The following is a 23,330-nucleotide window of genomic DNA, read 5'->3' on the forward strand; positions in this document are numbered from 1 at the left end:
AACCACCTGCGCGAGGCGGACATCCGGTCGCCGCCCCGCTCGGTGCCGTCGTGCAGAGCTGCGGTATTGCCGTTGGTGGCTGCTCGGCGCGTGAGTAGGGTCACGGCTCGTGATCGTGACCGAGGTGGACGGGCTGCCCGTACGGCTGCGGGCGCCGCACGACCTGTCCTTCGTGGCCCGCTGGGGCACCGTGTTCGCCGTGCTCGACCAGCAGGACTCGGGCAACCTCTGCCTCGGCGTCGAGGGTCCGGGCGGCCGGGTCTTCGTCAAGTACGCGGGTGCGCCCACCGCACGGTACGACGGCGCGCTCACCGACGCCGTCGACCGCGCCCGCCAGGCCGGTGCGGTGTACCGGTCGCTCGCGCACCCGTCGCTGGTCCGGCTGCGCGAGGCGGTCGACGTCGGCGCCGGCCACGCGCTGGTGTTCGACTGGACCGACGCGACGCCGGTGGGCCGGCAGTACGAGCGCTCCCACGTCGTGCGCTCGCTCCCGCTGCCCGCCCGGGTGGACGCCGTCCGGCAGATCTACGACTTCCACGTGCATGCGGCGGCGCGCGGCTGGGTCGCCGTCGACCTGTACGACGGCTCGGTGATGCTCGACCCGGCGACGGGCCGCGTCACCCTGTGCGACCTGGACCTCTACGAACGCGCGCCGGTGGTCAACCGCATGGGGCGCATGTGGGGCTCGACCCGGTTCATGTCCCCGGAGGAGCACGAGCTCGGGGCGGTGATCGACGAGGTGACGAACGTCGTGGCGCTGGGCGCCCTCGCGCACACCTTCCTGGGCGACGACGAGACGAAGTCCCGGGCCGCCTGGGCGGGCTCGGACGCGCTGTTCGACGTCGCCGCGCGGGCTCTGCGCCCCGAACGCGGCGCGCGCTGGCCGTCGGTCGCGGCGCTCGCGGAGGCGTGGCGGGAAGCGGCGTGAGGTGCGCGCTGCAGCGGCAGAGGCCGTGACGTGCGGCGGCTCGCGGTGCGGTGCAGGCTCCAGCGCCCTTGCCCCCGCCAGAATGGGCCCATGAGCACGCGCCGCCGGCCCCCGCACCAGGACCCCTCCACGATGAGCGACGACGAGCGGGAAGACCTGGCCGAACGCCTCCGCGAGCGCGTCTACGTGACGTTCGCGTCGCTCGCCGTCATCCTCACGCTGCTCGCGCACGCGCACGGGCTCACCGCCGGGACCGCGGCGGCGTCGCTGACCATCACCGCCGTCGGCACCGTGGCCGCCGCCTGGCTCGCGGAGCTCATCGCCCACCTCGCGGCGCACGGCGGGTTCCCCGACCGCACGCACCTCGCGGCCATGACCCGGACCAGCGGCGGCGCGCTCCTCACGCTCGTGGTCCCGCTCCTGGCCCTCGCGGCGGCGGGCCTCGGCTGGTGGGAGGTGACGACGGCGCTGCGCGTCGGCGTCGTCGTGCTCATCGCCACCCTGGTGCTCATCGCCTGGCTCGGCGTGCGGCGCACGAAGCTCCCGTGGCTCGCGCGGGTGCTCGCGCTCGGGGTGCTGGCGGCGCTGGCGGTCGGGGTGGTGGGGTTGAAGCTGCTGGCGCACGGGTGAGGCGCGGAGATCACACGGCCCCGGCCGATATCCGCTAGCAGCCACGCCCCGCCGCGAGCGAGGATCGAGGCGTGACATCCTCCCCCCGCTCCGGCGCCCTCGCCTTCTGGTCGGACCTGCCGAACGACGGCCGCTGGCTCCTGTCCACCGTTGTCGTGCAGTTCTTCGGCCGTGGCCTGACGCTTCCCTTCACCATCATCTACCTGCACGAGGTGCGCGGGTTCTCGCTCGGCCTGTCGGGCACGCTCATGGGCCTGATCGCCGTGGTCGGGCTGCTGGTCACCGGCCCCGCCGGCGCCATGGTCGACCGGTACGGCGCCCGGCGCGTGATGCTCACCGGCCTCGTGTTCGCCGTCGCCGGATACTCGGTGCTGGCGCTGGCCACCACGCCCGTGGTCGCGGCAGTCGGCCTCGCCCTGTTCGGTGTGCAGCTCGGTGTCGGCTGGCCGTCGGTCAACGCGCTCGTGGCCACCGTGGTCGACGGCGACCTGCGCCAGCGGTACTACGGCGTCAACTTCGCGCTGCTCAACCTGGGCGTCGGCGTGGGCGGCGTGGTCGGCGGCCTCGTGGTCGACGTCGAGCGGCCCGGCACGTTCGTCGCCGCCTTCCTCGTGAACGCCGCGACCTTCCTCGCGCCGATCGTCGTGCTGCTCGGACCGCTGCGTCACCTGCACGGGCGCGCCGAGCGGCCCGACGACGCCGGCGCGGCCGAGGGCTACCTCAGCATCCTGCGCCGGCCCGAGGTGCTCTGGCTCTCGGGGCTCGGGCTGCTCGCCGCCTTCGTGGGCTACGGCCAGATGGAGGGCGGGTTCCCGGCGTTCGCCCGGCAGGTCGCGGAGGTCTCGACGCGGACCATCGGCTTCGCCTTCGTGGTCAACACCGTCGCGATCGTGGCGCTGCAGTTCTGGGTCATGAACCGCGTCAGCGGACGACGCCGCACGCGCGTGCTCGCCCTCATGGCCGGGGTGTGGGCCCTCGCGTGGCTGCTGCTCGGCGTCACCGGCATCTTTCCCGGCGGGACCACCGCCGTCGTCATCGTGCTGGCGTTCCACGGGGTGTTCGGGCTGGGGGAGACGCTGATGCAGTCCACCCTGCCCGCGCTGACCAACGAGATGGCGCCCGCGCACCTGCGCGGCCGGTACAACGCGCTGGGCTCCGGCGCGTTCCAGGCGGGCACGATCGCGGGCCCGGTCGCGGCCGGATTCCTGCTGGAGCACGGCCTGGCGGGCGCGTTCATCGCCGTGTTGGTGGTCGGGTGCGTGGGCATCGCCGGGATGGCGTTCGCGGTCGGACGGCGGGTCAGCCCCGAGGTGAACGGGGTACGACCGGAGCCGTCGACGACGTCGGCCTGAGGCCTGGCGGACGGCCCGTGGCGCTGGATCCGTGGTGCTGGGTCTGGGGTGCTGGATCCGCGGTGCTGGGTCTGGGGTGCTGGGCCCGCGGAGGGAACCCGGCCACTGCCCGGCCGGGCGGGTTGCTCCCGCGGAGGTCGGTCACTCCGTGTAGACATTGTCTACTCTCCGCAACCCGTCTCCGCGAGGGTGGCTCGCTCCCTGCCGACACGCCGGGAAGCAGAACACGCCCGGGCGCGCCGACCCGCTGGTGCGCCGACCCGCTGGTGCGTCGGCCCGCTGGGCGTGCCGGACCCGCCAGGCGCACCGGCCCGCTGGGCGTGCGGGACCCGCCCGGCGCACCCGGCCCGCTGGGCGTGCCGGCCCGCCCGGCGCACCGGCCCGTTGGGCGTGCCGGCCCGCCGGGCGCACCGGCGCGTCATGGCCCCGACCCGGCGAGGCGCCGTCCCCCAAGGGCGCGACCGTCCGCACAACCCGCCCCGCCCCGGGACCACAAAGGTGCGCTTCTACCCAGTCATTGGGCCCACAATCAGCGCGATAGCTGGGCGTGATGACTGGGTAGAAGCGCACTTACCGTGCGCCCGCGGCGGGCAGCGGGACTACCGGCGGCCGGCGATGCCGAACGCCGACGTGATCTCCTGCGTCACGGCGTTGCCCGCGTCGTCCGCGGCCGTCGCACGCAGCGAGACCAGCGAAGCACCGCGGGACGGGATGCGCAGGCGCGCCTCCCAGCGACCGTCGTCCTCGCGGAGGCGGGCGGCGGACCAGGTGGCGCCGCCGTCGTAGCTGACCTCCAGCGTCGCGTCCGTGACCGTGCCGGCGCGGGGCGCGCCCGGCACGGTGTACGGCTCGACCGCGAACGGGACGACGGCGCCCGCGCGGACCGTGCCGTCCAGGGCCGTGTCCACGTCGTAGTCGAGCTGGACCAGCGGCAGCGGGGTGCCGTTCTCGCCGGGGACGGCCTCGTCGGCCTGGTCGGCCACGAACGTCCACGAGGTGCGGGTGCTGGTCGAGTAGCGGTGGGCGTCGTCCGCGGCGTCGGTGTCGATCTCGAACCGGTAGGTCTGCGGGCCCTCGGACGCCGGGACCACGGTCTGGACCGCCTGGCCGATGCCCTCGTCCACCAGGGTCTCGCCCTGGTAGAGGCGCGAGGTCACCGGCGTCTCACCCCACGGGAAGCCGCCCGTGATGCCGTCCTGGCCGCTCGCCGGGGCGACGTTGACGGCGAACCAGTCGCCGCCGTGCCACGGGCCCCAGTAACCGTCGCCGGTCCGGGGCGCCGTCACGGGAGCCCACCAGTCGCGCACCGTGGTGGTCCGCGGTGCGTACGCCTGCCGCACGCCGCGCTGCTCCCACGTGCTCTCGTGCTGCACGTTCTCGTACCAGGTGACGTCGTCGTAGGTGGAGACGTAGTCCGTCCGCTCGGCGGCCGTGGGCTGCAGCACCCGGACGCTCAGGCACGGCGGCCACTGGTAGTCGCGGCAGTCGGCGCGGTCGTCGACGGCCAGCCGCTCCTCCGTGTCGTTGTAGCGGCTCTCCACCGTGGCGAGCTGGCGCGCCGAGGGAGCCAGCGCCAGGTCGGCGGGGATCTCGCCGGGCCAGCTCTTCGAGACGTCGTACAGGTACGACGGGAACTCGACGGCCTGGCCCGTCAGCGTGAGCAGCCCCTTCCTGGCGGAGGCGAGCAGCTTGCGACCCTGCGCGGCCGGCACCGAGACGACGGGCAGGTCGTCGCGCGTGACCTGCTCGACCAGGGTGCCCGGGCGGTCGTTCACGACCACGAGCAGAGCGGCACCGGCCGCCTGCGCGGCGGCCTCCCGCTCCTGCGCGGACACGGCGTCGTCGCGGGTGACGAGCACGGCGCGACCCTTCGCGCGGACACCGTCGTACTCGTCCGCCGTGCCGGTGCCGGCCGTGACGGCCCGCAGCGCGACCCGGCCGTCGAGGCGTGCGGACCCGGCCTGGTAGACCGGGTCGAACGCGGCCGGCAGCGGCGTCCAGGCCCGGACGTCGAGCGCCGGCTCGGAGGCGCGCCACCGCACCGCGAAGTCGAAGTCCGCGCTGTCCACCGAGCCGGTGGGCGCGGCGTAGAACGAGTCGACGTCCACGGGAACCTCGTACGTGGCGGCGAACGCCGCGTACAGGCCGCCGATGCCGGAGTCGTTGTAGAACTGGAAGCGCCGGTAGTCCACGGTGCTGTCCCGCGGCGTGTCGAGCGTCAGCTCGGTGGCCTCCCGCGCGTCGAGCACGAGCGAGCGGTCCGCGTCCGAGATCACGACCTGCGGGTCGCCGACCAGCGCGACGCCCGTCGAACCGGGCCCGCCCGACCCTTCGACGTCGAGGAAGGCCGTGGCCGAGTAGATGCCGGGCTCCAGCCGCTGGGTCGGCACCTCGCCCGTGGCCGGGTCGATCGGCAGGCTGCTGACGAACTGGTCGCCGTAGCGGTAGAAGTCGACGTACCCGGTGGCGGGCTCGCCGGACCGGTCCAGCGCAGTGATGTCGAGGCCGTACCGCTCCTCCTCCTTGACCAGGGCGACGGCGGTCCGGACGGTCACCTCGCCCGAGGCGTCCGTCCCGACGACGGCGCCGCTGTACTTGCCGGCGAGGCCCGCGTCGTCGGCGTCGGCGGTGACCGTGACGTCGGCCGTGCCGCCGGCCGGGACCACCACCTCGGAGGCGGAAAGGGCCATCAGGTCGCTGTCCGCGCCGTCGGGCCCCGTGACGTCGGTGCTCAGCGCGAGCGTGACGTCGGCGTCCGTGGTGTTGGTGAACGTGACGGTGCTGGTCGCGGGCTCGTCGCCCTCGTGCGGCCAGCCGTAGAAGCCGAGGAAACCGTCGCCGGAGGCGTCCACGCCGTCGAGCGACGCCGGGACGTCCAGACGGCCGGTGCCCACCTCGTACGCCGGGGCGTCGATGTCGGCCGCCGAGGAGACGAGCGTCGTCTTGAGCTGCTCACCGGTCAGCTCCGGGTGCGCGCCCTTGAGGATCGCCGCCGCGCCCGCGACGTGCGGGGTGGCCATCGACGTGCCGTCCATCGACACGTACCAGCCCTCGCCGCCCGACTGCTGCGAGCGAGCCGCGACGATGCCGACGCCGGGCGCCGTCAGGTCCGGCTTGATGGCGTGGTCGCCTCGGCGCGGGCCGTAGCTGGAGAACTCGGCGCGCACGTCGCCGTCGTCCACCGCGCCGACCGTGAGGGCTGCGTCCGCGGTGCCGGGGCTGCCGAGGGAACCCTCCGTGTAGCTGTTGCCCGCCGCGACGACGAACAGCGCGCCCGTCTCCTCGCTGATCGCGTTGAGCGCCTGTGCCATGGGGTCCGTGCCGTCGTTGAGGCTGGAGTCGCCCAGGCTCATCGAGACGATGTCCGCGTTCGCGGCGCCCCACTCCATGCCGGCGATGATCCAGGAGTCCTGGCCGTAGCCGTCGTTGCCGAGCACCTTGCCGACCAGGAGGTCCGCGCCCGGGGCCACGCCCCGGTACCGGCCGTCGGCGGCCGCACCCGTGCCCAGCACCGTGGAGGCGACGTGCGTGCCGTGGCCCTGCACGTCGTTCGTGACCTCCTCGCCGGGCACGAACGACCGCGCGTCGTCGATCTGGTCGGCGAGGTCGGGGTGCGTCGCGTCGATGCCGGTGTCGAGCACCGCGACCGTGGCGCCCGCGCCGTCGAACCCGGCGGCCCACGCCTCGGGGGCGCCGATCTGCGCGGTGCTGTGGTCCAGGGTGGCCTCGGCCTTGCCGTCGAGCCAGATCTTCTCGACGCCGCCGCGGAAGGTACCGGCGCCCGTAGCGCTCGATCGGGTCCCCGCAGCGTCCGCCGCGGACGGCGTGGCCACGGCCGACCAGAACTCCGTCGCCTTCTCCTTGTCCGCGGACACCGCGGACGCGTCGATGCTGGCCAGGTCCAGGGTCTGGGTGGCTCCCGGCAGCGCGGCCGCCCGCGACCGGGCGGCGGTGCGCTCCAGGATCAGCGGGGTCGCGTCCACGGTCTCGTCGTCGTACTGCATCTCCAGGAGCGCGGTGACGTCGAACAGGCGCCGGTCGAGCGTCCCGGCGGCCAGGTACGGCAGCGCCGCGTCAGGGATCACGTGCACGTGGCCGCCCACCTGCTGGGTGCGCACGGCACCACCGCCGGCCGGTTCGACGCCGAGGCTCAGCACGCCGTCGTCGGTGGTCGTGACGTCGACGACGTCGCCCGTCACCAGGGTGACCGTGGTCCGGCCGTCGGCCAGTGCCGGGGTCTGGGGTGCGGTCACCGCCGGGGTGCCGGCGCCGGCAGATCCGGACAGGGCGCCGGGGGTGGAGGCGGAGGGGTCGGTCGCGGCGTGCGCGGTGGTGGCCATCGCCGCGACCAGGACGGCCGGCAGGATGGCCGGCACGGTGCGCCGGAGTCTGGGTCTCATGGACGTGGACACTCCCAGCGAGCGCGACACGTCACAAGATCCGGCACGTGGCGGCTTTACGGCATGGCGTGACTCCGCCAGAGTAGGGCCGCGACCGACCTGACGGAGGAGTGCCATGCTCGGCGACGTGCTCGGACTGACCCCTGACGAGACCATCGCGTACAGCGAGCTCGTCGCCATGCCGTCGGCCACCGTCGCGGACCTGGCGGCCGCGCTCAGCTCCTACGGGACGTCGCTGAGCGACACGCACCGGCTGCTGCGCCGGCTGGAGGACCACGGGCTGGCCGCCCGGATCACCGGTGACGAGCGCCGGTTCGCCGCCGCCCCGCCGGCGATCGCGCTCGGCGCCCTGCTCGCCCGGCGGCAGGACGAGGTACGGCACGCCGAGGTCGAGCTCAACCGGCTCGAGGAGGTCTACCGGGTGGCCGCCGCCGGCCGGGGACCCACCGACGTGATCGACGTGGTGCGCGGCGAGGACGCGGTACGCCACCGGTTCGAACAGCTTCAGCTCGGGGCGCGCGAGACCGTCGACGCCTTCGTCCGGCCGCCGGTCATCGTCACCTCCAGCCAGGAGAACTCCGCCGAGGACCAGGCGGTCGCCCGGGGCGTGCAGTACCGCGTCGTCGTCGAGCGGGGGATGCTCGAGACCCAGGACGTGACGGTCGAGGAGACCGTGGAGGCCACGGACGCGGGGGAGGAGGTCCGGTTCGCGCCGAGCGTGCCGCTCAAGCTCATCGTCGTGGACCGGGAGCTCGCGCTCATGCCGCTCACGTCGTCCGGCGACGTCGTGGGGGCGCTGCTGGTCCGGGAGAGCACGCTGCTGGACGCGCTGATGGCGCTCTTCGAGATCGTGTGGGAGCAGGCCACTCCGCTGCTGCTGGGCACGTCCGGCCTGGCCGGCGACCTGGCCCACCAGGTGGACGACGACGACGCGCGCATCCTGGGGCTGATGCTCTCCGGCCTCACCGACCAGGCCGTGGCCAAGCAGCTCGGCACGTCGCTGCGCACGGTCCAGCGACGCGTGCGGGCGCTGATGGACCTCGCCGAGGTGGAGACGCGCGTGCAGCTCGGCTGGCACGCCGCGGTGCACGGCTGGGTCCGGGCCGGGGCCCGGCCGGGCGCGCCGACGCCGAGCGCGCCGACGCCGGGCGCGCCGACGCCGGGCGCGCCGACGCCGGGCGTGCCGACGCCGGGCGTGCCGACGCCGGGCGTGCCGACGTCGGGCGTGCCGACGGCGGGCGCACCGGTGGAGACGCGACCGGAGGAGCCCGCGGCCGACGTCCCGCCGGTGGCGGCGGGCGTGTAGCCGCGGGGCTCGCTCAGGCGGTGCCGACGACCAGGTGCCGGGCCTGGAACCCGAGCACCTGCTCGGCGGCCGTGAGGTCGTACGGCACGACGCGGCCCTCCAGCGGGCGGCGCAGCGGGACGCCGGGGTGGTACCGGCGCAGCAGGTCCGCCGTCGGCTGGGGCACCAGGGTCTCGGGCGCGGCCACGTGCACCACCGTGGCGCCCTCGCCGGGGCAGCCGAGCGCCAGCCAGGCGGCTTCCGCCGCGTCGCGGGTCTCCAGGTAGGCCCACAGGCTGCGCGCGCCGAGCGCCGGGTCCCGCGCGAGGGAGTCTGCGTGCTCGACCAGCCGGTCGTCCAGGCCACCGATGAACGGGTAGCGCAGCGCGACCACCGTCATCCCGTACCGGCGCGCCACCATGTCGGCGGTGAGCTCGTCCGTCCGCTTCGACAGGGCGTACGGGTCGGCGGCCTGGTCGGGTGTGTTCTCGTCGACCGGCAGGTAGGCGGGGTGCAGCTCCTGCGGCGCGAAGGCGGTGCCGGAGGCGGCCTGGCTGCTCGCGATCACCGCCCGGCGCACGCCGGCCCGCCCCGCGGCGTCGAGCACGGTGAACGTGGACAGGGTGTTGGTGCCGAAGACGACCTCCGGCGGGTCGGCGAGCGGGGTCGGGATGGCCGCGAGGTGCACCACGCCGTCGACGCCGTCGACGGCGCGTGCCACGACCTCGGGCGAGCGGGCGTCGCCCACGACCACGCGGTCGGCGGCGAGGTCGCCCGGATCGTCCAGGACCAGCGCGGTCGCGGCCACCGACTCGCGCCCGAGGACGTCGAGGACGGCGCGGCCGATGCGTCCGGCCGCGCCGGTCACCAGGACGCGCACGTCAGGCCGACAGGCGGAAGATCGGGAAGACCCGGCCCTCGGCGGTCTTCTCGTACTCGACGAAACCGCTGGAGAGCTGCTTGAAGCGCTCCCACATCTCGTCGCGCTCGGTGCCGGTCAGCTCCTCGACCTTGGCCTGCACGGTCTCGACGGGGTCGCCGGGCACCTCGATGTCGACCTGCTCGGTGCGGCGCAGGCCGTAGACCCACGCCGGGTTCCGGGGCGAGCCGCCGGCCGAGCCCACGACGTGCCACGCGCCGTCGTCCTGGATCGCCGCGAGGGGTGCGATCCGGATCGAGCCGTCCTTGCGCGGTACGTGCACGAGCACGAGGCCCTTGCCGAAGGGGGCGGGGTCGTTGACCTCTCCGCCGTTGGCCCGGAAGGTGTCGATGATCTGCTGGTTGAAGTCCATGCCGGGGGCAACGCCGCACGTCACGTGGCGCATTCCACCGGACGGCCGCCGGCGGACTTTCGTTGCCCTTTTCGCCCGCTCTCTCCCAGAGTGTGACCGGGCGCACGCTCGTGGGCCCGTGGCTGCGCCTCCTCGCGGAGGCGCTTGCACCCCGGAGGCAAGATGCACAGTCGCATGTCAGCCAGACGTGCGCCGGTCGCCCTCGCGGCGATCGGTGCTCTCGTGGCGACGACCGTGGGCGTGGCGCCCGCGTTCGCCGCCCCGCCGACGCCGGCCGCACCACGGCCGGTCCCCTCCGCCGACGTCCCGCGGCATGCCGCGGACAAGATCACGCCGGCCGTCCAGCAGCGGTTCGAGACCAAGGACTCCGCGGACTTCTGGATCAGGTTCGCCGACGCCCCGGATCTCGCGCCGGCACAGGACATCGCGGACTGGGACGCGCGCGGCCAGTTCGTCTACGACGCCCTGACCAGCACCGCGAAGGCGGCGCAGGCCGGCGTGGTCGCCGAGCTGGAGGCGGCGGGCGTCGACTACGAGTCGTACTGGATCAGCAACGCGATCCTGGTCGAGGACGGCACCGCGGAGCTGGCCGAGCAGGTGGCCGGCAGCCGGGAGGTGAAGCAGGTCCACGAGCGGTTCGCGGCCCAGCAGATCGAGCCGGTCGAGCGGAAGGCACCGACGGCGAGCGCGCCGCTGGCCACCGAGTGGGGCCTGGACGCCATCAACGCCCCGGACGTCTGGGCGCAGGGATTCACGGGTGAGGGCATCACCGTGGCCAACATCGACTCCGGCGTCGACGTCGAGCACCCGGCGCTGCTGGAGCACTACCGGGGCTACCAGGGCGAGGGCAGCCTGAGCAACGACTACAACTGGTTCGACGCGGGCGGCTTCTGCGACGGCGCGCCCTGCGACGTCGATGCCCACGGCACCCACGTCATGGGCACCATGGTGGGCGACGACGGCGCGGGCAACCAGATCGGCGTCGCCCCGGACGCCGACTGGATCGCGGCCAACGGCTGCGCGAGCTGCTCCGACGCCGACCTGCTGGCCTCCGGCCAGTGGATCCTGGCGCCGACGCGCGCCGACGGCTCCGACCCGGACCCGTCCCAGCGACCCCACGTCGTGAACAACTCGTGGGGCCAGCAGGCGCCGGGCGCCATCGACGACTTCATGTCCGAGGAGATCGCCGCCTGGGAGGCCGCGGGCATCTTCGGGGCGTGGGCCGCCGGCAACGCGGGCGAGGCGGGCTGCCAGTCGACGTCGTCCCCCGGCGCGAACGTGGCCACCTACGCGGCGGGTGCGTTCGGCGAGGACGGCGAGATCGCTGTGTTCTCCTCGCGCGGCCCGGGTGCCGACGGGGAGACGAAGCCGAACCTCTCGGCCCCCGGCGACCTCGTGCGGTCGTCGGTCCCCGGTGGTGACTACGCCGAGTTCAGCGGTACCTCGATGGCGTCGCCGCACCTCGCGGGTGCCGTGGCGCTGCTGTGGAGCGCCGCCCCGGCGCTGGTCGGCGACATCGAGGGCACCAAGCAGCTCCTCGACCAGACCTCCGTCGACGTCGACGACGACTCCTGCGGCGGCACCGCCGAGGACAACAACGTGTGGGGCGAGGGCAAGCTCGACGTGGCGGCGCTGGTGCAGAACGCGCCGATCGACGGCTACGGCTTCCTGACCGGCACGGTCACGGGCCCGGACGGCGAGCCGGTCGCCGGCGCGCGCGTCGTCGCCGGCGAGCGGGCCGACACCACCGACGCTGCCGGCGCGTACCGCCTCGGCCTGGAGGAGGGTTCCTACGAGGTGAGCGTCTCCGCGTTCGGCTTCCTCGACGCGACCGGCACGGCCGACGTCGTGGAGGGCGAGGAGGTCACGCTGGACCTCACCCTGGAGGCCGCGCCCACCAGCACCGTGACCGGTACCGTCACCGACGGTGGCGGGCACGGCTGGCCCCTGGACGCGCGGGTCACGGTGCAGGGTGCGCCGAGCAGCGTCGTGGCGTGGACCGACCCGTTCACGGGCGAGTACTCGATCGAGCTGCCCCAGTCCACGACGCACACGCTCGTGGTGCGGCCGTCCCTGACGGGGTACGCGACCTTCACGCGGGACGTCGAGGTCGGCACCGGTCCGACGACGGCGGACGCCGCGCTGGACGTGCTCGCCGAGTGCACGGCGCCCGGGTACGCCCTGACCGGGGCAGGCGCTGTCGAGGAGTTCGAGTCGGGCGAGGTGCCCGAGGGCTGGACGGTCGAGGACCTGGCCGGCACCGAGCAGGTCTGGACGTTCGACGACCGCTTCGACGCGTCCAACCAGACCGGCGGCGAGGGCCTGTTCGCCGAGGTGAACAGCGACGCCTACGGCGAGGACGGCGCGCAGGACACCACGCTCACGTCGCCGTCCTACGACCTGACCGGGCTGGACGCGCCGCTGCTGACGTTCGACCAGGCGTACGGCGCCTGGGGGGACGACTTCGCCGACGTGGACCTCAGCCTCGACGGCGGCGAGACCTGGGAGACGGTGCTGCACCAGACGTCCGACGCGCTCGGGCACACGGCCGTGGCCCTGCCGGGTGCGGGCGGCCAGTCCGACGTGCGGGTCCGGTTCCACTACGGCGACGCCGTGTGGGCCCTGTTCTGGCAGGTCGACAACGTGGCGATCGGCTCGTGCGAGCCGGTCGACGGCGGCCTCGTGTCCGGGTTCGTCCAGGACCTCAACACCGGTGACGGCGTGGACCGCGCCACGGTGACCGCGGGCGAGGTGAGCACGACGAGTGCCGACCCCGAGAACCCGACGGTCGGCGCCGGGTACTACTCCCTGTTCACGGCACCCGGCGAGCAGCAGGTCGCCTACGCGGCCAAGGACTACGCCGGCCAGGAGGCCGCCGTGACGGTGACCGCCGACGCGGTGACGCGCCAGGACGTGGAGCTCGCCGCCCCGCTCCTGACGGTCTCGCCCGGTGAGCTGAACCGGGAGGTGCGGCTGGGCGGGACCAGGTCCGGCCGGTTCACGGTGACGAACGAGGGCACGGCGCCCGCGGACGTCGAGGTGGCGCCCGGGTCCTCGGACTTCGAGATCCTGGGTTCGGCGAACCGTACCGGCGTGATCCGGGGGGCCACCGCTGGGGTGACGGAGGTGAGCACCGTGGAGTCCGGCACGGCGTCGGGCACGGCGTCCGGCCGCTCGACGGCGGCCGCCGCCGACGACGGGTTCGCCCGGCACGGCAAGCCTGGCCGCGCGGTGACGCCGGCGGCCCCGCCGGCGCTCCTCGCGGAGGGGACCACCCTCACCCACTCCTCGTCGCAGGACGTCACCCCGGGCAACTCCGTGGGGTGCGTGGGTACCCAGACCCAGTGGCTGCGCACGTTCACGCTGGAGGACTTCGACATCCAGGGCGAGTTCGCCGTGACCGACGTGTCCTTCGGCGTGGAGACGGCCGCGGCCGGCTCCGCGGTCACGGTCAACCTGTACGAGCTCGACGGGGACTTCACCTACGCGAACATGACCCCGCTGGGCTCGGCCGACGTGACCCTGGAGGCACAGGAGCTCACGATGGTCGACGTGCCGGTCACGGGGACGGCGTCCGCGGGCAGCACGCTCGTGGTCGAGGTGGTCAGCGCCGACGAGTTCTTCATCGGCTCCAACGCCGAGCCGGAGACGGCGCCGTCGTACATCGCCTCGGACGACTGCGGTACGCCCGAGCCGAGCACGGTCGCGGACCTCGGGTTCCCCGACATGCACACGGTGCTCAACGTGACCGGCGAGACCACGGTGGACGTGCCGTGGCTCGACGTCCAGCCGCCGGCGTTCACGCTGGAGCCGGGCGAGTCGGCCACGGTGCTGCTGGACATGGACAGCAGCCGGGTGGACCAGCCGGGCACCTACACCTCCGCGGTGGTCGCCGACGGCGGCACGCCGTACGGCGAGCCGCGGGTGCAGGTGTCGCTGTCGGTCACGCCGCCGCCGAGCTGGGGCAAGATCACCGGCACGGTCACGGGCGCCACCTGTGACGGCGAGACCGTCCCGCTGGAGGGGGCGTTCGTCGTGATCGACGGGTCCGAGTACGACGTCACGCTCGTCACCGGGCCCGACGGCGGCTACGCCCGCTGGATGGGCGTGTCCAACAACCGGCTGAACCTGCTCAGCTCGGCGACGGGCTATCCGCCGGAGTCGAAGTCCGCGCGCATCATCAAGGGCCAGACGGTGGTGCACGACTTCGAGCTGGACGAGTACTGCGGCTGATCCTCGTGCTAGGCGTGCTGCCTGGTCTGGTCACCTTGACCAGACCAGGCAGCACCCGCGATGATCGGGACATGACTGTAGTGAACGTCCAGGAGGCGAAGACACACCTCTCCCGTCTGATCGCCCGTGCTCAGCACGGCGAGGAGGTCGTGGTCGCGCGCTCCGGGCGGCCTGCGGTCCGTCTGGTCCCGGTAGAACCGGTGGCCGAGCGCACGTTCGGCACGGTGCCGCTCTCCGTCCCCGACGGTTTCTTCTTCGACGAGCTCGACGAGGCGGAGCTCGCCACGTGGGAGTGACCTACCTTCTCGACACCCATGCGTTCGTCTGGCTGCTCAGCTCGCCCGAGCGCATGACGGAGACGCTCCGCGCACAGCTCGGGTCGACCGCGAACAGGCTCCTGGTCTCGGCCGTCTCGGCGATGGAGGTCGCCACCAAGGTGCGCCTCGGCAAGCTCGATGCGGCCGCCAGCCTGGTGAGCACCTGGGAACGCCGGGTCGATGATCTCGACGCGGAGACCCTGGACCTCACGACCGCGCACACGCTGCATGCCGGATCCATGCCGTGGGCTCACCGAGACCCGTTCGACCGGTTGCTCGCTGCTCAGGCGATCGTCGAGAACGTCGTACTCGTCACGACCGACGCCGCGTTCGACACGCTCCCGGACGTTCGCACCGCCTGGTAGAAGCCACGCCGGAGCGGTCCTTCCGAAGGGTTCAGACCGCGTCCCACGGCACCGCAGCGAGACGGTCCACGAGGGGCGTGAGCAGCGGGGACGCGTCGGGCAGCGGGACGTCGTCGATCGAGGCGACGGCGACCACGCCGATCGAGTTGACCAGGAAGGCGCCCGCGAACCCGCCGACCTCGGCGAGCGGGACGGGCCGGCTGACCGACGGCGTGGTCGCCTCGACCAGGCGCATCGCCGTGCCGTGGAGCTGCGGGGCGTCGGGCCACACGACTGAACCGTCCGGCTCCAGGAACCCGATGTTGGCGATCGACGACTCCGCGACGGCACCGTCCGGGGTGGTGAGCACGGCGTCGTCGTACCCCTGGCGCCGCACGCGGCGGGCCCACTCGATCTGGGCGAACCCGCCCAGGTGCTTGAGGTGCGCGAACGGGCGCACGTAGGGGACCGACCGCAGCCGTTGCGGCTGTGCCGGAGGACGGTTCGGGTCGGCCACGGACACCACCACGTGCTCCGCGTCGCGGAGCGTCACGCGCACGGAGGCGTCGGCGGTCCCGGCCAGGGCGTGGCGCACCAGGTCGCGGACCCGTTCGCCCGGCAGAGGCCGGTCGAACAGCTCCCGGTGCGCGGCATCGAGCCGGCCGAGGTGGTGCTCCAGCCCCTGGACGCCGCCGTCGCGCACCTGCATGGCGGTGAAGTGGCCGTACGTGCTGAACAGGTCGGACGGCGCGGCGGGGTGGCCATCGGTCTCGATACGCACCGTGCGACCTTATCCGGCGGCGCGGTGGCTCAGCCGGCCAGGTCCGCCAGCAGCGTGCGGGGCGGCACGAAGAAGGTGCTGCCGGTCAGCGGCGTCGAGAAGTCGAGGATGCGGTCGTGCAGGCCGGGCGGGTCCCCGACGAACATGCGCTCCAGCATCCGCTCGATCACCCACAGGCGTCGCGAGTACCCGATGAAGTAGGTGCCGAACTCACCGGCGCCGGGGCGGCCGAACGGCATGTTGTCGCGCAGGATCTCGTACTCGCTGCCGTCGTCGGCCGTGATCGTGGTCAGCGTCTTGTGCGACTTCTGCCCCGCGGTCGCGTCGTCCAGCTCGACGCCGTCGGCCTTGGTGCGCCCCACGATCTGCTCCTGCTGCTCGGTGCTCAGCGCCTGCCACGCCGCGAGCGGGTGCACGTACTTCTGCACCACCACGTAGCTGCCGCCCGCGAACTCCGGGTCCTCGTCGCCCACCAGCGTGGCCTCGGGAAGCTCGGCGCCCACGGGGTTGGCCGTGCCGTCCACGAAGCCGAGGAGGTCCCGCGTGTCGAAGTAGCGGAACCCCGACACCTCGTCGGCGGTGGTGACGGCGGTGCCGAGCGCGTCGAGCAGCAGGCGCTCCAGCTCGAAGCAGAGGTCCTGGCGGTCGGACCAGATGTGGAACAGCAGGTCACCGGGGGTGGCGACGGCGGTGTGCGCAGCGCCGGCGAACTCCCGGAACGGGTGGAGCTCCGCCGGGCGCCCGCGTCCGGTCAGCTCCGTCCAGACCCGGCTGCCGATGCCGGCCGTGCACGAGACCGGATGCTGCAGGTCGCGGAAGCCGACGGTCTTGACCAGGTCGTCGAGCCCGGCGAGGACCTCCCGGACGGTGCGCCGAGCCTCGTCGTCGTCGCGAACCTCCAGGACGAGGAAGACGGCGGACCGGGCCAGCGGCGCACCGACGGCCTGGGGTGCGACCGGCGCGCCGTGCGCGGCTGGTCGGTGGGGTGTGCTGTCCGGCATGTGCCGAACATTAACCGAGGATCCCCAGGTGGAGAGCGCGCAGGACGGCGTTGGTCCGGTCGCGCGCCGAGAGCTTGAGCAGGATCGCGGAGACGTGGTTCTTCACGGTGCCCTCGACCACGGACAGCCCTCGGGAGATCTCGCGGTTGGTCCAGCCCTCGGCCATCAGGCGAAGCACCTCCAGCTCCCGCTCGGTCAGCGGCTGAGCCGGTGGGGTGTCCGGACCGGCGACGTCCGGAACCGAGCGGATGCCGCGCAGCATGCGGCTCGTGATCGACGGCGCGACCAGGGTGCCGCCGTCGGCCAGGGTCCGCACCGCCCGCGTGAGCTGCTCCACGGTGACGTCCTTGAGGAGGTACCCGCGTGCGCCCGACCGCAGCGCGTCGAGGACCAGGGTGTCGTCGTCGAACGTCGTGAGCACGAGCACGGGGACCTCGATGCCCTGCTCACGCAGTGTGCGGAGCGTCCAGAGGCCGTCGTACCGGGGCATGCGCAGGTCGAGCAGGACCACGTCCGGTGCGGTGTCCGTGACGACCGCCAGTGCTGCCTGTCCGTCGTCGGCCTCGCCCACCACATCCACGTCGGCGATCTCCAGGAGCGAGCGGATGCCGTGCCGCACCAGGGTGTGGTCGTCGACGATCACCACCCGCGTCACGTGGGCACCCGCGCGGTGACCCGGAAGCCGTCGGCGCCGTCCAGCTCCACGTCGCCGCCCAGGGCCGCGAACCGTTCGGTCATGCCCCGCAGCCCGTTCCCGGGGACGAGCTCGTGGAACCCGCGACCGTCGTCCGCCGCGGTCAGGACGAGGCCCGGCGGCCGGGCGGCCACCTCGATCCGCAGCGCGCGGGCGTCCGCGTGCCGGAGGGTGTTGGTCACGATCTCCTGCACGGCGCGGACCACGGCGGAGGCCTGCTCCTCGTCGACCCGCACCCCGGGCTCCACCTCCACGCTCACCTCCAGGTCGGGCAGATCGCGCACCACGTCCCGCAACGCCTCGCTCAGGTCCGACGAGGCCGTGCGCAGCTCGCTGACCGTGCGCCGGACGTCGGTCAGGAGGTCACGCGCCACCTGGTTCGCCCGGTCCACGTGCTCGCGTGCCTGCTCCCCGTCCCGGTGCCGGGCGGCCTCCAGCTCCAGGGTGAGCACCGTGAGCTGGTGGCCGATCAGGTCGTGCAGATCGCGCGAGATGCGCAGCCGTTCCGCGGCACGGGCCGATTCCGCGAGCAGTACTGACGCTGCCCGCAGGTCGGCGTGTGCCTGGCTCAGCTCCCGCCGCAGCCGCTGCTCCCGGATGAGCGTGACGGAGCTCAGCATCGTCGCCACCTGGATGAGCAGGTAGAAGCCGACGGTGACCAGGATGTCGGCGGTTCCGCGGTCCTGCAGGACCATGGCCGTCGCGATGACCACCGTGTTCAGCGCCGCCAGCACGAAGCCGGCGCGCAGCGGCATGACGTACACGCTCAGCGCCGCGGTGATCACGAGCAGGATCGGCAGCAGGCCCACGCCCCGTGTCGTGAGCAGCACGGCCCAGGACGTCACGACGCCCGACGCGAAGACGACGTACCGCGCCCGGCCCGGCTCGAACACCAAGGCGACCAGCAGCGCGAGGATCAGCGCGGCGAACAGCACGACCCACCAGCCGCGCGGGATCGCGAGGTCCACCGCGCCGAACAGCGCCGGCGCGCCGACCCCGACCGAGACGGCGAGCATGGCCAGTCCCGACCACTCGTCCGTACCCAGTCGTCGCATACGAACCACCCTACGGTTGGTGGCGGCGCGGCGAAGGTGCCAGAAGTCATGGTCCACAACCCTGACGATCGGCACGCGCGGGTGTGCCTCCGTCGCGCCTAGCGTCGCTGCCATGAGTCCACGACCAGCACCGCACCAGTCCCGGAGCCGCCCTGCCCCGAGCCGGCCGCGGGCCGCGATAGTCGCCGAGCACCTGCACAAGCGGTACCGCAGCACCACTGCCCTCGCCGACGTGAGCCTGCACGTGGAGCAGGGCGAGGTGGTCGGGGTGCTCGGCGTCAACGGCGCGGGCAAGACCACCACCGTCGAGATGATCGCAGGCCTGCGGCGCCCGGACCGGGGAACCGTCCGGGTGCTGGGCCTGGACCCGCAGCGGGACAGGGGCCGCGTACGCCAGCTCCTGGGCGTGCAGCTCCAGGATGCCTTCCTGCACGGGGCGCTGACCGTCGCCGAGCTGGTCGGGCTCTACCGCAGCTTCTACCCCGACCCTCGGCCGGCCGGCGAGCTGCTGGACCTGGTCGGCCTGGCCGGGCAGCGTGACGTGCGGTTCGAGAGGCTGTCCGGCGGCCAGCAGCAGCGGCTCTCGATCGCCCTGGCGCTCGCCGGACGTCCGCGGGTGGTGGTCCTGGACGAGCTGACGACCGGCCTCGACCCCCGGGCCCGCCGCCGGATGTGGGCCACCGTGGAAGGCCTGCGGGACCACGGCGTCGCCGTCCTGCTGGTCAGCCACACGATGGAGGAGGTCGAACGCCTCTGCGACCGCGTGGTGCTCCTGGACGCAGGGCGGGTGGTCGCGGTCGACACGCCTGCCGGCCTGGTCGCGACCGCGGGCACGGACACGCTCGACGACGCGTTCGTCGCACTCACCGGAAAGCAGCTGGAGGCCGCCGAATGAGCACCCTCGTCGTCCCGGCCGTCCGCCGCCCGGGCGTCCGGTCCTGGCTGGTCCTGGTCGCGTGCGAGGGAAAGATGGTCGTGCGCGACACGGCCGGTCTCGTGGTCCCCATCGTGCTGCCGCTGCTGATCCTGGTGATGAGTGCCGGGTCGGCGGGCGACCAGCCCGTGGGCAACGGGTACACGGCACTGGACGTGTTCGTGCTTCCCCTCGTCCTGACCGTGGTGCTGGGCACGATCGGCGTCATCAACATGCCGAGCTTCCTGGCGTACTACCGGCGCACCGGGATCCTGCGGCGGCTCGCGGCCACCCCCGCATCTCCGGCGATGGTTCTGGTCGCCCAGGTGGTCGTGAGCGTGGCACAGGCCATGATCGGGCTCACCGGGGCGTTGGCTGTGGCGTTCGGGCTGTTCGATGCCCGGGTCCCCGCCGACCTCGGTGCGGCCGTCGGCGTGTACGCCCTGGCACTGGCGGCCATGTACGCCGTCGGCATGGTGGTCGCCGCCGTCGCTCCCACGCCGAACTCGGCCGTGGCGATCGGCCTGATCGCGTTCTTCGTCCTCGGTGCGCTGGGTGGCATGTTCGGCGGCCTCTCGACGGTGCCCGGCGTGCTCGCGACGGTCGGGGAGTGGCTGCCGTTCGGCGCCGCCGTGGCCGCGATGTCGGCGGCGTGGGTGGGAGCCGCGGTGGACCCGCTGCACCTGCTGGCCCTGGCGGCTGCCGTCATGGTGGGTGCGACCTTGTCGGCACTCTTCTTCCGCTGGACATGACGACGGGGCGTCGCCACGTGACGAGGTGTCGGAACGCTTCCCCCGAGCCGGTGGGAAGTAGGGTCTGGACCCATGGCCCGTCTGCCGCACCGCGTCGCTCGTGCTCGTGCCGTCCGGCAGCGCGGGCCGGTGGTGGGGTTGCCCGCGCAGCCGTTCGGCTACGCGATGCTCGCCACCCTCGGCGTCGGTGCCGGGCTCGGCGTTCTCGGCGCCCTGGCCGCGGTGGCGACGGTGCTCGTGTACGTCGGGCTCGCACTGTTCCTGGCGCTGGCCCTGGAGCCGGCCATCCGGTTCGTCGCGAGCCGTGGGCTGCCCCGCTGGGCCGCGGCGACCGTGGCGATCATCGGGTTCGTGCTGGTCATCGCGCTCTTCGTCGTCGCGGTGCTCCCGCTGGCCGTCCAGCAGGTCGGCATCTTCGTGGACCTGCTCGTGGATGCGCTCCGCGACCTGCCGAACCAGGCCTGGTACACGTGGACCACGCAGAACCTCGTGGCGCTGGACCTCAACGGCCTGCTGTCGTCCCTGACCGAGCTGCTCACCGACCCCCAGCAGCTCACGGCCATCGCGGGCGGCGTGCTGCAGGTCGGTACCGGGCTGGTCAACGGTGTCACGGCTGTCGTCGTCGTGACCGCGCTGACCATCTACTTCGCCGTCACGCTGCCGACGATGATCGCGGCGCTGCTCCGGCTCGTGCCGCGCTCCCGGCGGGCGCTGACGGGATCGCTGCTGACCGAGGTGCTCGACTCCGTGGGTCGGTACGTCTCCGGGCAGCTCGTCCTGGCGACGGTCAACGCCACCTTCACCCTGATCCTGACGTTGTTCGCGGGCAGCCCCGCGCCGATCCTGCTCGCCGTCATGGCCTTCGTCGCCGCCCTCATCCCGGTGGTCGGCACGGTGATCGGCTCGACCCTCGTGGTGCTGGCCACGCTGACGGTCAGCCCGTTCGCCGCCGTGGTCGTGGCGGTGCTCCTGCTCGTCTACATGCAGGTGGAGGCGTACGTGCTGGCGCCGCGGGTGATGAGCCGCGCCGTGGCACTGCCCGGCGCGCTGGTCATCGTGGCCGCCCTGGCCGGGGCGGCGCTCGGCGGGATCCTGGGCGCGCTGGTCGCCGTGCCGGTCGCGGCGGCCGGGCTGCTGATCGTGAACCGGGTGGTGCTCCCGTACCAGGAGGCTCGCTGAGCGAGCCCCCTGGAACGGCACGCCGTCACCCCTCGCCGGGGGTTCGCGCGGGGTCGGCGTCCGGTGCGGGCGGGGTCGCAGTCGGAGCCGACGCCGCAGGTGACCGGGTCGGTGCCGCGGGCGACGGGGACTGACCGGCGGGCGCCGACCGGGACGGAGCCGGCGACGACGGCGACGGGGCTGCCGTGGGTGCCGTAGAGGACGGGGACGGTGCCGGTGCGGACGTCGACGGTGTCGGTGTCGGTGCCGGTGCCGGTGAGGTCGGCGTGGGCGAAGGAGCAGGCAGGCTCGGCGTCGGCGTCGGCGTCGGCGTCGGCGTCGGGGACGGCTCGGGCGACGGCGACGGCGACGGGCCGGCCGCCGGCGGTGTCGGGTCCGGTTCCTCCGGCGTCGGCCTGGGAGCCGGCCTCACTGTGGGGTCGGCCGGCTTCGCCGCCGGGCCGCTCGGCGTGGGCGGGGCCGCGGGATCGCTCGGCCGCGGCCCGGGGGCGGGCCTGGCCGGCTGCGGCGCCCGCGGCGTCTCGCGCGCCTCGTCGGGCGCACCGGTCGCGGGGCGGCGCGCCTCGTGACCGTCCGGTCGGAGCTGTCGTACGGGCTCGGCGCCGCCGTCGGCGGAGACCGGTGCGCCGCCGTCCGCGGGGGACGGCGCCTCGTCCGCCGGGTCGCCCGGGGTCCCGGTGCCCACGTCGGACGGGTCGATCGCCCGCTGCGGGATCGCTCCCGCCGCGAAGAACTCGAAGTGCCACGGCTCCGGCTTCGTACCGTCCGGGCGCGCCCATGACGGGTTGTCCCAGCCGTACCGCGGGCCGTGCACCCGCAGCCACACGTACTCCGGCGAGGCGCCGCCTGAGATGGGCCGGCCCAGGTCGACCGCCAGGCCCCAGCCGTGGTTGGAGGTGCCGGGAACCGCCGCCAGGTGCGGCTTGGCGGCGGCCACGGCGATCTGCGCCGCGAACGACCGGTAGGAGTCCGTGATGGGGATCGGGTAGCCGAACTCCCGCTCGAACTCGTCGCTCAGTGCCATGAGCCGCTCCGCGGCGTCACAGCGCAGCAGGTGGCCGGGCGCGAAGTCCAGGGGGCACAGCACCGAGGCCGGGATCCGCCCGTTGGCGTACTCGACGGTGGACTCCCCGAAGGACGAGACCACGTCGAGCAGACTCTGCCGCAGGGTGAGGCCGGCGCCCGCTGTGTCGGCCCGCAGCAGCGCCGACTGGTCCCGGCTCTCGCCCGGCGCTCGCACCTCGACCGGCGCGCCTCCGAGCGCCAGGTCGAGCAGGCTCGCCAGCCGGACCGTGGCCAGCACGACCTGCCGGTACGTGACGGGCTCGGTGTCGTCCGCCGCCTCGTCCGACCCGAGATCGTGCGCGACCAGCCTGGTCGGCACCTCGTCGTCCTCGACCGACCCGTCCGCGACCGACCCGTCCGCGACCACCTCGGCCCGGCCCTCGCCGTCCCCCGCCCCGCGCGCGACCGGCGCGTCCTCGACCCGCAGCCCGCCGTTCCGCTCGCCGGTCACCAGCCGCTGCGTCCGGTACGTGGTGTACAGCATCCCGAGCTCGGCGGCCGCCTGTGCCACCGCCGGCCGGAGGTCCGGGCCGAGCTCCGGCACCTGCCGCTCGGCACGGGCCAGCACCGCTGTGACCTGCTCGAACGTCACGTCCCAGGGCGCGGACGACGTCTGTACGACCACCCTGTCACCCGAGGACCCGGCAAGGCTGTCTCCGCCGGACGACCCGGCGCTCCCCACCGCGCCGAACGCCCCGCGCGACATCCCCGCGAGCGGTGCCGTCCGGTCTCGTTCGGCACCGGCCAGGTGCATGCCCGGTGCCGCGGTGAACAACAGACCGCCTGCCGTCACCGTGGCGACGGCGCCCGCCCAGGCGGTGCGCAGCAACCTGCGGTTGCCGGGTCGGGTCGGGGGTGTCACGAGCTCGTTCGCCTGGTCCTGCACGCGTCGCTCCTTCTGTCGGTCCTGGTTTCGCGATGTGCGCTGCGGTGATCCGGATCGTTGGTTTGGTCAAGAAGTCCTTCGCGGCAGACAAAGGAGTATCACGAGTCGCTCCCGCCCACGCGCCGAGCGGAGCGTCGCGGGTGCGGTCGCGGGTGTTTCCGGCGGCGCACGCCTCCTTGTCGGGCGTCGGCGCCTCAGAGGCGCCATGGCCGACCGGCCGCTC

At 73.7% G+C, this 23,330-nt stretch carries 18 protein-coding genes; 10 read left to right on the forward strand and 8 right to left on the reverse strand.

Features of this window, described 5'->3' with window-relative positions; all coding sequences use genetic code 11:
• Positions 1-109: 109 nt before the first annotated feature.
• The 3 genes from ACIBBF_RS01055 to ACIBBF_RS01065 all read left to right on the forward strand — a co-directional run bounded on the left by ACIBBF_RS01055 (position 110) and on the right by ACIBBF_RS01065 (position 2,910).
• Positions 110-928 (forward strand): hypothetical protein, encoded by an 819-nt coding sequence (locus ACIBBF_RS01055; RefSeq protein WP_397409582.1) that lies wholly within the window; start codon positions 110-112, stop codon positions 926-928.
• Positions 929-1,018: 90 nt separating this feature from the next.
• Positions 1,019-1,558 (forward strand): hypothetical protein, encoded by a 540-nt coding sequence (locus tag ACIBBF_RS01060; RefSeq protein WP_397409584.1) that lies wholly within the window; start codon positions 1,019-1,021, stop codon positions 1,556-1,558.
• A 71-nt stretch (positions 1,559-1,629) separates the two neighbouring features.
• Positions 1,630-2,910, forward strand: a complete 1,281-nt coding sequence (locus ACIBBF_RS01065; RefSeq protein WP_397409586.1) for an MFS transporter — start codon at positions 1,630-1,632, stop codon at positions 2,908-2,910.
• 599 nt (positions 2,911-3,509) lie between these two features.
• On the opposite strand, the gene ACIBBF_RS01070 is transcribed toward ACIBBF_RS01065, so the two are convergent.
• The gene (locus ACIBBF_RS01070) at positions 3,510-7,310 is read right to left on the reverse strand and encodes a S8 family serine peptidase (protein WP_397409588.1); all 3,801 of its coding nucleotides are present in this window, start codon (positions 7,308-7,310) and stop codon (positions 3,510-3,512) included.
• Positions 7,311-7,425: 115 nt separating this feature from the next.
• Between ACIBBF_RS01070 and ACIBBF_RS01075 the strand changes: the two genes are divergently transcribed.
• On the forward strand, positions 7,426-8,616 hold the full coding sequence (locus tag ACIBBF_RS01075) for a helix-turn-helix domain-containing protein (RefSeq protein ID WP_397409590.1): 1,191 nt from the start codon (positions 7,426-7,428) through the stop codon (positions 8,614-8,616).
• A 13-nt stretch (positions 8,617-8,629) separates the two neighbouring features.
• Here the strand turns inward: ACIBBF_RS01075 and ACIBBF_RS01080 are convergent, their stop codons facing one another.
• Both ACIBBF_RS01080 and ACIBBF_RS01085 read right to left on the reverse strand, forming a co-directional pair.
• Entirely contained in the window at positions 8,630-9,475 is an 846-nt protein-coding gene (locus ACIBBF_RS01080; RefSeq protein WP_397409592.1) for an NAD-dependent epimerase/dehydratase family protein, read from the reverse strand.
• 1 nt (position 9,476) lies between these two features.
• A complete protein-coding gene (locus ACIBBF_RS01085; protein ID WP_397409594.1) occupies positions 9,477-9,911 on the reverse strand; it encodes a nitroreductase/quinone reductase family protein in 435 nt (144 codons plus the stop codon).
• Between the two features lie 150 nt (positions 9,912-10,061).
• Here ACIBBF_RS01085 and ACIBBF_RS01090 point away from each other — a divergent pair, with 150 nt between their 5' ends.
• From ACIBBF_RS01090 to ACIBBF_RS01100, 3 genes are all read left to right on the forward strand, one after another.
• Positions 10,062-14,120, forward strand: a complete 4,059-nt coding sequence (locus tag ACIBBF_RS01090; protein ID WP_397409596.1) for a S8 family serine peptidase — start codon at positions 10,062-10,064, stop codon at positions 14,118-14,120.
• Between the two features lie 71 nt (positions 14,121-14,191).
• Positions 14,192-14,416 carry a type II toxin-antitoxin system Phd/YefM family antitoxin gene (locus ACIBBF_RS01095; RefSeq protein WP_397409598.1) on the forward strand — a complete coding sequence of 75 codons (225 nt, stop codon included), beginning with the start codon at positions 14,192-14,194 and terminating at the stop codon, positions 14,414-14,416.
• A complete protein-coding gene (locus ACIBBF_RS01100; protein ID WP_397409600.1) occupies positions 14,407-14,802 on the forward strand; it encodes a type II toxin-antitoxin system VapC family toxin in 396 nt (131 codons plus the stop codon). The genes ACIBBF_RS01095 and ACIBBF_RS01100 overlap by 10 nt, the downstream gene beginning before the upstream one ends.
• Positions 14,803-14,833: 31 nt before the next feature.
• Here ACIBBF_RS01100 and ACIBBF_RS01105 read toward each other — a convergent pair whose 3' ends face one another.
• Genes ACIBBF_RS01105 through ACIBBF_RS01120 form a run of 4 tightly spaced genes read right to left on the reverse strand, consistent with a single transcriptional unit; the run spans position 14,834 to position 18,312 of the window.
• The gene (locus ACIBBF_RS01105; RefSeq protein ID WP_397409602.1) at positions 14,834-15,562 is read right to left on the reverse strand and encodes an aminotransferase class IV; all 729 of its coding nucleotides are present in this window, start codon (positions 15,560-15,562) and stop codon (positions 14,834-14,836) included.
• Positions 15,563-15,591: 29 nt separating this feature from the next.
• Complete coding sequence (locus ACIBBF_RS01110; RefSeq protein ID WP_397409604.1) at positions 15,592-16,563, reverse strand: Dyp-type peroxidase; 972 nt, start codon at positions 16,561-16,563, stop codon at positions 15,592-15,594.
• Between the two features lie 10 nt (positions 16,564-16,573).
• Positions 16,574-17,218 carry a response regulator gene (locus tag ACIBBF_RS01115; RefSeq protein WP_397409606.1) on the reverse strand — a complete coding sequence of 215 codons (645 nt, stop codon included), beginning with the start codon at positions 17,216-17,218 and terminating at the stop codon, positions 16,574-16,576.
• The gene (locus ACIBBF_RS01120; RefSeq protein WP_397409607.1) at positions 17,215-18,312 is read right to left on the reverse strand and encodes a sensor histidine kinase; all 1,098 of its coding nucleotides are present in this window, start codon (positions 18,310-18,312) and stop codon (positions 17,215-17,217) included. The genes ACIBBF_RS01115 and ACIBBF_RS01120 overlap by 4 nt, the downstream gene beginning before the upstream one ends.
• Before the next feature lie 112 nt (positions 18,313-18,424).
• Here ACIBBF_RS01120 and ACIBBF_RS01125 point away from each other — a divergent pair, with 112 nt between their 5' ends.
• The 3 genes from ACIBBF_RS01125 (at position 18,425) to ACIBBF_RS01135 (ending at position 21,156) form a co-directional block, all read left to right on the forward strand.
• Entirely contained in the window at positions 18,425-19,207 is a 783-nt protein-coding gene (locus tag ACIBBF_RS01125; RefSeq protein WP_397409609.1) for an ABC transporter ATP-binding protein, read from the forward strand.
• Complete coding sequence (locus tag ACIBBF_RS01130) at positions 19,204-19,977, forward strand: ABC transporter permease (RefSeq protein WP_397409610.1); 774 nt, start codon at positions 19,204-19,206, stop codon at positions 19,975-19,977. Before ACIBBF_RS01125 ends, ACIBBF_RS01130 begins: the two co-directional genes overlap by 4 nt.
• Positions 19,978-20,049: 72 nt before the next feature.
• The gene (locus tag ACIBBF_RS01135) at positions 20,050-21,156 is read left to right on the forward strand and encodes an AI-2E family transporter (RefSeq protein WP_397409612.1); all 1,107 of its coding nucleotides are present in this window, start codon (positions 20,050-20,052) and stop codon (positions 21,154-21,156) included.
• Positions 21,157-21,181: 25 nt separating this feature from the next.
• Here the strand turns inward: ACIBBF_RS01135 and ACIBBF_RS01140 are convergent, their stop codons facing one another.
• The gene (locus ACIBBF_RS01140; protein ID WP_397409614.1) at positions 21,182-23,107 is read right to left on the reverse strand and encodes a D-alanyl-D-alanine carboxypeptidase family protein; all 1,926 of its coding nucleotides are present in this window, start codon (positions 23,105-23,107) and stop codon (positions 21,182-21,184) included.
• Positions 23,108-23,330 lie beyond the last annotated feature (223 nt).

Source organism: Promicromonospora sp. NPDC050880 (assembly GCF_044456525.1).
In the GTDB taxonomy this organism is placed as follows: Bacteria; Actinomycetota; Actinomycetes; order Actinomycetales; family Cellulomonadaceae; genus Promicromonospora.